Here is a 10,762-nt window from a genome sequence, read left to right as displayed (position 1 = left end):
TTGGTGTGGGGTTTTTCGCTGTGCACCTTTTCCTTTGGCGGTTAGCGCGAAGAAGGAGGGAGGGCCCCCCCCCTTGGGGTTCCTCCCCTTCCGCCGTTTCACGTGAAACATTCAGCGAGTGGCGCCGGTGACGATCCAGCGGCCGGAGCGCGCCCGGAACCACAGCGTCGCCATGCGGACGGTCATCATCAGGGTCATCGCCCCCCACAACGCGGTCAGACCGCCTCCGGCCGCCGGGACGAGCAGGGCCACGGGCGCGAAGACGGCCAGCGTCAGCAGCATGGCCCAGGCGAGATAGGGGCCGTCACCCGCGCCCATCAGCACACCGTCGAGAACGAAGACCACGCCGGAGACGGGCTGGGAGAGCGCCACGACCAGGAGGGCGGGAAGCAGGGCGTCCTGCACCGCCTGATCGCCGGTGAAGAGCGGGATGAACAGCGGTCGGGTGAGGACGAGCAGCACCCCGAGCGCCACTCCGGAGACCACGCCCCACTGCACCATGCGGCGGCAGACCTGGCGGGCGCCGTCCGCGTCGTCGGCCCCGAGGTAGCGGCCGATGATGGCCTGGCCGGCGATGGCGATGGCGTCGAGGGCGAAGGCCATCAGGCTCCACAGGGACAGGATGATCTGGTGGGCGGCGACGTCGGCGTCCCCGAGGCGGGCGGCCACGGCGGTGGCGATCATCAGGACGGCCCGCAGCGAGAGCGTGCGGACCAGGAGCGGGGCGCCGGCCTGGGCGCTGGCCCGGATGCCCGCGGCGTCGGGGCGGAGGGAGGCGCCATGCCGCCGGGCACCGCGGACGACCACGACGAGATAGGCGGCGGCCATGCCGAACTGGGCGATGACCGTGCCCCAGGCGGATCCGGCGATGCCGAGCCCGGCGCCGTAGACCAGGCCCACGTTCAGGGCGCCGTTGGCCGTGAAGCCGGCGATGGCGACGTAGAGCGGGGTGCGGGTGTCCTGGAGACCGCGGAGCACTCCGGTGGCGGCCAGGACGACGAGCATGGCGGGGATGCCGAGGATGGAGATCCGCAGATAGGTGACGGCGTAGGGTGCGGCCGTGTCGGAGGCGCCGAAGAGGCTGACGAGCCAGGGCGCCGCGGGCAGGGTGAGGGCTACTACGGCGGCGCCGAGCAGCAGGGCGAGCCAGATGCCGTCGATGCCCTGGCGGATGGCGGCCTTGAGGTCACCCGCGCCCACACGGCGGGCGACGGCCGCGGTGGTGGCGTAGGCGAGGAAGACGAAGACGCTGACCGCTGTGGACAGCAGGGCGGAGGCGATGGCGAGACCCGCGAGCTGGGGTGTGCCGAGATGGCCGACGATGGCGCTGTCGACCATGAGGAAGAGGGGCTCGGCGACGAGTGCGCCGAAGGCCGGGACGGCGAGCGAGACGATCTCGCGGTCGTGTTGCCGCCGAACGGCCTTGGGGATCGCGGGAGCCTGATGCATGTGCCCAATCTAATCTTCCACAGGTAAGAGATGCAAGGCTGTACTGACCCTTACTCTTCCGTCGCGGGAGCCTTCGGGTGTGCGCCGTTTGTTCTGATCTTGGCCTGGGCGGCGAAGTTTTTCTCCCCCACAGCCAGTGGACGGAAAAACACCAGGTCAGAGGGGTTCTCCGGAACTCGCTATGAGTTTGTCCACATGGCTGTCCCCCGGTCCGTGCACAGGTTCCGGGGAGTTCTCCACAGCATCTGGGCTTTCACCCACAGGCCCTGTGGATAACCAGATTGGCTGACGGTGCCCGCGGGCCTACCGTGGTCCGGCGCCCGACGCGCCAGAAGCGGAGTCGAAGCCCCTTGTTTGTCGGAGCCGTGGCGTAAGAAAAGAGGGGCACGGCGATGTCCGCGGAGCGGACGGGAGGAGGTGGCTTGGGTGAGCATGCCCGAGCCCATGGACGATCCCTGGGCCGACAGCGGACCCGGCGACCGGCTCCCGACGCGTACCCGGGACGGCCGGGGCCGCGGGCGCTCCCGGGAGGACCAGCACGAGCGCGGCAGTGAGGGCGGCTGGGACAGCGGCATCTCCGGCTTCGAGCGGGTTCCTCCGCAGGACCTGGACGCCGAGCAGTCCGTCCTCGGCGGCATGCTGCTCTCCAAGGACGCCATCGCCGACGTCGTCGAGATCATCAAGGGCCACGACTTCTACAAGCCGGCCCACGAGACGGTCTACGCGGCGATCCTCGACCTGTACGCGAAGGGCGAGCCCGCCGACCCCATCACGGTCGGTGCCGAGCTCACCAAGCGCGGCGAGATCACCCGGGTCGGCGGCGCCTCCTACCTGCACACCCTCGTGCAGTCGGTGCCGACCGCCGCCAACGCCGCGTACTACGCGGAGATCGTCCACGAGCGGGCCGTGCTGCGCCGCCTCGTGGAGGCCGGCACCAAGATCACACAGATGGGATACGCGGCGGACGGCGACGTCGACGAGATCGTCAACCGCGCCCAGGCCGAGATCTACCAGGTCACCGAGCAGCGCACGACCGAGGACTACCTGCCGCTCGGCGACATCATGGAGGGCGCGCTCGACGAGATCGAGGCGATCGGCTCGCGCAGCGGCGAGATGACCGGTGTTCCCACCGGCTTCACCGACCTCGACGCGCTCACCAACGGCCTGCACCCCGGTCAGATGATCATCATCGCCGCGCGTCCGGCCATGGGTAAGTCCACGCTCGCGCTGGACTTCGCGAGGGCCGCGTCCATCAAGCACAACCTGCCCAGCGTCATCTTCTCCCTCGAGATGGGGCGCAACGAGATCGCGATGCGTCTGCTCTCGGCCGAGGCCCGGGTCGCGCTGCACCACATGCGTTCCGGCACCATGACCGACGAGGACTGGACCCGGCTCGCCCGGCGCATGCCGGACGTCTCGCAGGCCCCGCTCTACATCGACGACTCGCCGAACCTGTCGATGATGGAGATCCGCGCCAAGTGCCGCCGTCTGAAGCAGCGCAGCGGTCTCAAGCTCGTCATCATCGACTACCTCCAGCTGATGCAGTCCGGCGGCTCCAAGCGCGCCGAGAGCCGTCAGCAGGAGGTCTCCGACATGTCGCGAAACCTCAAGCTGCTCGCCAAGGAGCTGGAGCTCCCGGTCATCGCGCTGTCCCAGCTGAACCGTGGCCCGGAACAGCGCACGGACAAGAAGCCGATGGTCTCCGACCTCCGAGAGTCCGGCTCGATCGAGCAGGACGCGGACATGGTCATCCTGCTCCACCGCGAGGACGCCTACGAGAAGGAGTCGCCCCGCGCGGGCGAGGCCGACATCATCGTCGGCAAGCACCGTAACGGTCCGACGGCGACCATCACGGTGGCCTTCCAGGGCCACTACTCCCGCTTCGTGGACATGGCGCAGACGTGAGGGGCGGCCCTGCAGGCCCCCAGTCCTGCGGGAGGCTGCTCAGCGCCTCGTCTCGTACCTGGTCGTGACCACGCCGCCGGGAAAGGTCCGCGTCTCCACCAGGTTCAGGTTCACCCAGCTGTCCAGCGCGGTGAAGAACGGCGTCCCGCCGCCCACCAGGACCGGATGGGCGGCGATCACGTACTCGTCGATCAGCCCGGCGCGCATGGCCGCCCCGGCGAGCGTCGCGCCGCCGATGGTCATCGGGCCGCCGGCCTCGGCCTTGAGCCGGGTGATCTCGGCGATCGCGTCGCCGGTGAACAGGCGGGCGTTCCAGCCGACCTCGCCGATCGTCGAGGAGAACACCACCTTCGGCGTGTCCCGCCAGTTCCGGGCGAACGCGATCTCCGCCGGGGTGGCGTCGGGCTGCTCGTCGCCGGTCGGCCAGTAGGAGCTCATCGTCTCCCACAGCTTGCGCCCGTACAGCGACAGGTCACTCGCCTGCTCGTGGTCGAGCCACCACTGGAACAGCTCCGGGCTCGGCGGTCCGCCCCAGCTGATGTCGTCACCGGGCGCGGCGATGTAGCCGTCCAGGGTCAGGTTCATCCCGTAGATCAGTTTCCGCATGACCAGCCTTCCGTCCGTGGTGCCCGGCGTACACACCAGCATGGCGAGGAAAACCCATCGGTGCGCGATCCGGACCGCCGTCAGGCCGCGCGAGATCGGCATGTCACGACCGGCGACCCACGGCCCCTGAGGGAAAGGGTGAGGCGTTCGACGGCGCGGGCGGCGAGGATGAGCGCATGACCTCCTCCTTCGAAGACCTTCTGCCCAGTACCGAGCGCGCCTTGCTGCATCGGATCGCCGTCGCACAGACCGAGGGGCGCTCGCCCTCGTTCGTCGCGGGCGTGATGCGGGGAGGACGGACGGTCTGGTCCGGCTCGCGCAGTTGTGTGGACGGGCACGCCCCGGACGCCGACACGCAGTTCCGCATCGGATCGATCACCAAGGTCTTCACCGCGGTCCTCGTGATGCGGCTGCGGGACGAGGGGCTCATCGGACTCGACGACCCGCTGGAGAAGCATCTGCAGGGCACCGGAGTGGGCGAGGTGACGATCGCTCAACTCCTCTCGCACAGCGCCGGACTCGCCGCCGAGACGCCGTCACCGTGGTGGGAGCGGACGCCCGGGTCGACGAGGCCGGGGCTGGCCGACGTGCTGGGGGAGCAGCCCGTGCTGCACCCGGCCGGTCGGCTGTTCCACTACTCCAACCCCGGCTATACGCTGCTGGGTTCGCTCGTCGAGACGCTTCGCGGAGTGTCCTGGGAGGAGGCGCTGAGGACCGAGATCCTGGAGCCGCTGGGGCTCGGCCGGACGACGGTCCAGCCGGCCGCCCCGCACGCCGGCGGCTGGGCGGTGCATCCGTGGGCCGATGTGATGCTGCCCGAACCGCTGGAGGACCTGGGGATCATGGCGCCCGCCGGGGTGCTCTGGTCGACGGTCGAGGACCTCTGCCGGTTCGCCGCGTTCCTGGCCGAGGGGGACGACCGGGTGCTCTGCCGGACGTCCGTGGCCGAGATGAGGGTGCCCGCGGTGCCGCCGGCGGCCGGTGACGGGGTGTGGGGGTACGGCCTCGGCGTCCAGCTGATGCGCAGCGGCGACCGGACGTTCGTGGGTCACACCGGCTCGCTGCCCGGGTTCGTCGCCGGCCTGTGGGTGGACCCGGACGAGGGCCTGGCCGCGGTGGCGCTCGCGAACGCCACCTCCGGTCCCCTCGCGGCCGCGGTGGCGACCGATCTCGTCCGGATCGTGGCGGAGGCCGAGCCGCGCATCCCGGAGCCCTGGAGGCCCCTTCCTGCGGCCGAGGTGGACGAGGAGCTGCTCGCCCTCACCGGGCCCTGGTACTGGGGCACGTACGCCTTCGGCCTGCGGGTCGGCGCCGGGCGCGCCGTGACCCTGGAGCCGTTGAAGGGTGTCGGGCGTCGGGCGAGCTTCCGGGCGCTTCCGGACGGCGGCTGGATCGGTCTCGACGGCTACTACCAGGGCGAGACCCTGCGGGTGGTGCGGCGCCCGGACGGCTCCGTGAGCCATCTCGACCTGGGTTCCTTCGTCTTCACCCGCGAGCCGTACGAGCCGGGCGACGCCGTCCCCGGCGGTGTGGACGAGGCGGGCTGGCGCGGTCTCTGACCGCCGTTGCGGCGCGCCCGTCCGGGTACGCGGTCACCGCGTACCCGGCGCCTACCCGGCAGCCTCTCGGTGCGCTGTTTCACGTGAAACAGCGCACCTGAAACAGCGCACCGAACAGCGCACCGAGAAACAGCGCACCGTGCAACGCGCCCGCTTCACAGGCTCAGCTTGAATCCCACGTGCGAGGCCTCGAAGCCCAGCCGCTCGTAGAACCGGTGGGCGTCGGTGCGTGTGACGTCGGAGGTCAGCTGCACCAGGCGGCAGCCCTGCTCGCGGGACTCCTCGACGGCCCACTCGATGAGCCGGCTGCCGAGGCCGCTGCCGCGCTCGTCCGCGTGGATGCGGACGCCTTCGATGATCGAGCGGGTGGTCCCCCGGCGGGAGAGCCCGGGAATGACCGTCAGCTGAAGCGTGCCGACGATCCTGTCCGCGCGCACGGCGACGACCACGTGCTGGTGGGGGTCGCCTTCCAGCCGGTCGAAGGCGGCGTTGTAGGGGGCGAGGTCGTCGGGGGACTCCCGCTGGGCGCCGAGCGGGTCGTCGGCGAGCATCGCGACGATGGCGGGCAGGTCCGCACGCCGGGCGGGCCGGATCTCAAGATCGCTCATGGAGGCAGGCTACGCGCCGCCCTCCGGGCTCAGGCCGGAACGCCGAGCCCTTCGAGGACGCGCACGAACGGGGCCAGCTCCGGGTTCGTGGCGGCCTCGTCCAGTGCCTCGCGCAGCGCGGCGTCGTTGGTGGGACGGGCTTCGTCGAGGAGCTTCTGGCCGGCCTCGGTGACATCGGTGTAGATGCCGCGCCGGTCGGTCGCGCAGAGGTAGCGGGTGAGCAGCCCGCGGTCCTCGAGCCGGGTGACGAGCCGGGTGGTCGCGCTCTGGCTGAGCACGACGGCATCGGCGACCTGCTTCATCTGGAGATGGCCGCCGGGCCCGTCGTGCTGGCGGCTGAGGACGTCGAGGAGCGAGTACTCGCGGACACTCAGACCGTGCCGGGACTCCAGGGCCCGCTCGATGTGCGACTCGATCCTGCCGTGCAGCAGGGAGAGGGCGCACCAGCCCTGGGAGAGGGCCGTCAGGGCGGGATCCGTCGCGGTCATGATCTCTCCTCGCTTTCACGGTCTGGCCTGGTCCGGAGCGGCTCCCTACCAGGGTAGAGGATGCGGCGCAAAAGTCGGCGTATGCAAGTAATGCGCGGAGGGCAGCCCCCGCGTCATCCCGCGGCGACCGTCAGCGGAGCGAAGCGGCGGCTCCCGTCGCCCGGCAGATCGGGAAGCGAGCGGATCATGATGGACGTGGTGGCGATCCGCTCAAGTCCGTTCGCCTTCAGCCAGGTCACGAGGCCGGTGTGGCCGGCGTCGACGTCCGTGCGCAGCGGGCGGTCGGTGGCGGCCGCCAGGGAGGTGACCAGCGCCTGTGCCGTGGCCAGGTCGCGGGCGATCAGCGGGCCGACGACATGGGTGTCCATGTTGGGCCAGATCGCGCCGAAGCCGGTGATCTCCCCGTCCTGCTCCGCCACCCGCAGCTGGTCGGCGAAGGCGGGAAGCCGGGTGATCATGTGGGTGCGGTCGGCACCGAAGATCTCGTGGTCGAGGCGCAGGACGTGCTGGAGGTCCTCGGCGGTGGCCGGCCGGACCGCACGCCCGGGTGCGGGCTCGGTCGCGGTGAACCGTCCCTTCAGCATCTCCGAGCGGCCGACCTCCGCGAAGCCCAGCTCCTCGTAGAGCGGCTGCCCGTTCGGCGTGGCGTACAGGCTGAGCGGGGTGTCGCCGGCCTCCGTGAGGACGTGACGCATCAGCCGGCGTCCGACCCCGCGGCGGGCGTGGCGCTCGGCGACCAGGACCATGCCGATCGCGGCGAGGCCGGGTCCGTACGAGGTGACCACGCAGGCCGCGGCCAGCCCCTTGCCGGCCGGGTCGTCGATGCCGTACCCGACACCGGCCGCGAGGAGCAGCCCCCACTTGTGCTCCTCCCGAGCCCATCCGCGGTCCTCGGAGAGGTCGGCGCACGCCAGCAGGTCGTCGGAGGTCAGGCGTCGGATCGGGAGCCGGTCGAGCGGGGTCCGGTCGAGCGGGGAGTGCGAGAGGGGCATGACGATCAGGCTGTCCGACGCCCCGAGGGTGCGTCCACCGGTTTACGAGAACTGGCCTTCGCGCCGAGCCCCGGAGGGCCGGGGAGTACGGCGCGTGACCGGTCCCCGCAGGCGGCGGCCGCGTGCCGTCAGCCCCCAGGGCTTGAGCACGGAGATCGCGGTCATGAAGAGATAGGCCGCCGTGGAGACCACGGGGGCCGCGACGAGGCTGCTGTCCGGAACCCCCGCGGCCGCCGCGTGGGAGATCTCCGGACGGAGCGCGAAGATCGTCGCGGTGGCGGTGGCCACGGTGATCCAGAACTTGATCCAGACCCAGCGATGCCGGGCGAGCCCCCAGGGTGTCCCCAGGGAGAGCACGAGGCCGCTGCCCAGGGTCACCAGGGCGACGGGGGCCAGCAGCCAGTCGGCGAACACCTTCATGGCCCGGTAGGCCGCCTGCGTGAGGGAGAGGTCCTGGGTCGTGTACGCGGTGAGGCCCAGGGCCAGCAGCCCCACGCTGAGGCCGAGCCAGGCCACCGAGACCGCCACATGAACGACGAGGAGGGCCCGCCGCACGGGCCGCCGGAGATGTTTCACGTGAAACACCGTGCCGAACGGCAGCGTTCTGCCGCGTCTGACCGGGGGAGTAACCGGGCGTACTAGCCTGGGCGTACATGACGACCCTTCGCGGCCGGCGGCGGCTGCATCTCTTCGATCTCGACGGCACGCTGATCCGCGGTTCGGCGGCCGCAGTGGAGATCTCCCGCCAGCTCGGGCTGAGCAAGGAGATCGAGAAGCTGGAGCAGGACTTCCTGCTCCGGGGACTCACACCGGACGAGTTCGCCGTGCGGGCACACGCACTCTGGGCGGAACTCACCCCGGAGCACGTGACCGCGGCCTTCGAGGGAGCGCCCTGGCTGGCGGGGATCCAGGAGGTCTGGGCCGAGATCCGCGCCGAAGGCGGCCTCTGCGCGGTGATCTCCCTGTCGCCCGACTTCTTCGTCGAGCGGCTCCTGGAGTGGGGCCTGGACGCCGCTCACGGCTCCCGCTGGCCCGCCGTCCCCTTCACCCGGCCGATCCATCGCCCGGACATCCTCGACGCCTCGGCGAAGGTGCGGATCGCGGGCGAGCTCTGCGCCCGTTTCGGTGTCGAGGCAGCCGACTGCGTGGCGTACGGCGACTCGATGTCGGATGCCGCACTCTTCGCGATCGTCCCCGAGACCGTGGCGGTGAACGCGGACCACCACCTCGTGGACCTCGCTCGGCACCACTACGCGGGCGGCGATCTGCGCGAGGCGTACGCACTGGTCCGAAAGAGCGCAGCCTAGCCGCCCGGGCGGGGCGAATCACCGGGAATCCCACTTTCCGCCCAGGATCCTCCACGGACTGTCATCCTGCGAACACGGAGGCCGACTGCGGGGAGGCAACGACATGACGGATGCTCCGGCTGCGGCCACGGATGCGCCGCCCCGAATACCGATGGACGAACCCGTTTCCGAGCCGGCGGCCACGACGGACGCGCCCTCGACCGACGCGATCCTGATCCGCCGCACCCTGGTGGAGATCGCCCCCGTCGCCGACCGGGTGACCTCGTACTTCTACGCCCTGCTCTTCACGCGCCATCCGGACCTGCGCGCGATGTTCCCCGCCGCCATGGACACCCAGCGGGACCGGCTCCTGAAGGCACTGCTCACAGCGGCCGAGCACCTGGACAACACGCCCGTCCTCACCGACTACCTCCGCAACCTGGGGCGCGGGCACCGGAAGTACGGCACCCGGGCCGAGCACTACCCGGCCGTCGGCGAGGCACTGATCGGGGCCCTGGAGCGGTACGCGGGCAGCGTGTGGGACACGGACACGGAAGCGGCCTGGGTCCGTACGTACACGACGGTCTCGCAGATGATGATCGACGCCGCGGCCGAGAACGAGCAGCACGCGCCCGCCTGGTGGCAGGCCGAGGTCGTCAGCCACGACCTGCGGACGCCCGACGTCGCCGTGATCACGCTCCGCCCCGACCAGCCGTACCCGTTCCTCGCCGGGCAGTACACGACGCTCGAGACGCCGTGGTGGCCGCGGATATGGCGTCACTACTCCTTCGCCTCGGCCCCCAGGCCCGACGGGCTGCTCTCCCTGCACGTCAAGGCGGTGCCCGCGGGCTGGGTGTCCAACGCGCTGGTCCACCGGGCCCGCCCGGGGGACGTGCTGCGGCTCGGCCCGCCCGCCGGGTCGATGACCGTCGACCACTCCACCGACAACGGGCTGCTCTGCCTCGGCGGCGGAACCGGGATCGCGCCGATCAAGGCGCTGGTCGAGGACGTCGCCGAGCACGGGGACCGGCGGCCGGTCGAGGTGTTCTACGGCGCCCGCAGCGGTCATGACCTCTACGACATCGACACGATGATGCGGCTCCAGCAGACCTTCCCGTGGCTCGCCGTCCGCCCGGTCACCGAGAAGGAGGGACGGCTGCCGGACGCCGTGCGCCAGTACGGCCCCTGGGCCGAGTACGACGCCTATCTGTCGGGGCCGCTCGGCATGATCCGCAGTGGCGTCGACGCCCTGAAGGGCGCCGGCATCCCCACCGACCGGATCCGCCACGACTACCTCGGCGAGCTGGTCCCCCAGGCCTCGTAGAGCCCGTCCCTAGCCGAGGTCGGGGGCGTGCATGGCGCGGACGCCCTCGATGTTGCCGTCCAGGTAGTGGCGCAGCGAGAGCGGGACGAGGTGGACGGCGGCGATGCCGACCCGGTTGAAGGGAACCCGGACGATCTCGTACTCGCCCACCGGCTCGTCGACCTCCGGACCGTGCCGCCGCGCGGGGTCCATGGACTCCAGACGGCAGACGAAGAAGTGCTGGACCTTCACCCCGGAGACGCCGCCGTCCACGATGTGCTCGACGGTGTCGACGAAGCAGGGGACCACATCGGTGATCTTGGCGCCGAGCTCCTCGTCGACCTCCCGGTGCAGGGCCTCGACGACGGTCGAGTCGGAGGGCTCGACACCGCCGCCCGGAGTCACCCAGTACGGGTCCATGCCCGGCTTGGTGCGCTTGATGAGGATCAGGTCGTCCCCGTCGAGCAGGATGGCGCGTGCGGTGCGCTTGACCACTGGTCGTTCGGTCATGGGAAGAAAATGGCCCGCCCCCGCTGTCCTGAAACACTCGCTGTCCTCATGCACGC

11 protein-coding genes are annotated in these 10,762 nt (G+C 70.9%); 4 read left to right on the top strand and 7 right to left on the bottom strand.

Annotation, left to right across the window (positions count from 1 at the left end; all coding sequences use genetic code 11):
• Positions 1-111: 111 nt before the first annotated feature.
• Positions 112-1,449 (bottom strand): MATE family efflux transporter, encoded by a 1,338-nt coding sequence (locus tag ACFWJO_RS19930; RefSeq protein WP_386866827.1) that lies wholly within the window; start codon positions 1,447-1,449, stop codon positions 112-114.
• A 426-nt stretch (positions 1,450-1,875) separates the two neighbouring features.
• Here ACFWJO_RS19930 and dnaB point away from each other — a divergent pair, with 426 nt between their 5' ends.
• Positions 1,876-3,354: a replicative DNA helicase gene (gene dnaB, locus ACFWJO_RS19925; protein ID WP_386866825.1), complete on the top strand. Its 1,479-nt coding sequence runs from the start codon at positions 1,876-1,878 to the stop codon at positions 3,352-3,354.
• 39 nt (positions 3,355-3,393) lie between these two features.
• On the opposite strand, the gene ACFWJO_RS19920 is transcribed toward dnaB, so the two are convergent.
• Complete coding sequence (locus tag ACFWJO_RS19920) at positions 3,394-3,960, bottom strand: dihydrofolate reductase family protein (protein WP_386866823.1); 567 nt, start codon at positions 3,958-3,960, stop codon at positions 3,394-3,396.
• Between the two features lie 176 nt (positions 3,961-4,136).
• On the opposite strand from ACFWJO_RS19920, the gene ACFWJO_RS19915 reads away from it, so the two are divergent.
• Complete coding sequence (locus ACFWJO_RS19915) at positions 4,137-5,519, top strand: serine hydrolase domain-containing protein (protein WP_386866821.1); 1,383 nt, start codon at positions 4,137-4,139, stop codon at positions 5,517-5,519.
• A 155-nt stretch (positions 5,520-5,674) separates the two neighbouring features.
• Here the strand turns inward: ACFWJO_RS19915 and ACFWJO_RS19910 are convergent, their stop codons facing one another.
• From ACFWJO_RS19910 to ACFWJO_RS19895, 4 genes are all read right to left on the bottom strand, one after another.
• Positions 5,675-6,127, bottom strand: a complete 453-nt coding sequence (locus ACFWJO_RS19910; RefSeq protein WP_386866819.1) for a GNAT family N-acetyltransferase — start codon at positions 6,125-6,127, stop codon at positions 5,675-5,677.
• Between the two features lie 29 nt (positions 6,128-6,156).
• Positions 6,157-6,615, bottom strand: coding sequence for a MarR family winged helix-turn-helix transcriptional regulator (locus ACFWJO_RS19905; protein ID WP_386866817.1), 459 nt, complete (start codon positions 6,613-6,615; stop codon positions 6,157-6,159).
• 113 nt (positions 6,616-6,728) lie between these two features.
• Entirely contained in the window at positions 6,729-7,607 is an 879-nt protein-coding gene (locus ACFWJO_RS19900) for a GNAT family N-acetyltransferase (protein WP_386866815.1), read from the bottom strand.
• 42 nt (positions 7,608-7,649) lie between these two features.
• Positions 7,650-8,183 carry a DUF2269 domain-containing protein gene (locus ACFWJO_RS19895; RefSeq protein ID WP_386866813.1) on the bottom strand — a complete coding sequence of 178 codons (534 nt, stop codon included), beginning with the start codon at positions 8,181-8,183 and terminating at the stop codon, positions 7,650-7,652.
• Positions 8,184-8,260: 77 nt separating this feature from the next.
• Between ACFWJO_RS19895 and ACFWJO_RS19890 the strand changes: the two genes are divergently transcribed.
• Entirely contained in the window at positions 8,261-8,914 is a 654-nt protein-coding gene (locus ACFWJO_RS19890) for an HAD family hydrolase (protein ID WP_386866811.1), read from the top strand.
• A gap of 151 nt (positions 8,915-9,065) precedes the next feature.
• Entirely contained in the window at positions 9,066-10,217 is a 1,152-nt protein-coding gene (locus ACFWJO_RS19885; RefSeq protein WP_386866809.1) for a globin domain-containing protein, read from the top strand.
• Positions 10,218-10,226: 9 nt separating this feature from the next.
• Here the strand turns inward: ACFWJO_RS19885 and ACFWJO_RS19880 are convergent, their stop codons facing one another.
• On the bottom strand, positions 10,227-10,706 hold the full coding sequence (locus tag ACFWJO_RS19880) for an NUDIX domain-containing protein (protein WP_386866807.1): 480 nt from the start codon (positions 10,704-10,706) through the stop codon (positions 10,227-10,229).
• Between the last annotated feature and the right edge of the window lie 56 nt (positions 10,707-10,762).

It is taken from the genome of Streptomyces sp. NPDC127092 (genome assembly GCF_042722475.1).
In the GTDB taxonomy this organism is placed as follows: domain Bacteria; phylum Actinomycetota; class Actinomycetes; order Streptomycetales; family Streptomycetaceae; genus Streptomyces.
The sequence above is the reverse complement of the archived record's forward strand: the minus strand, read 5'-3'. Positions and strand labels throughout refer to the sequence as shown.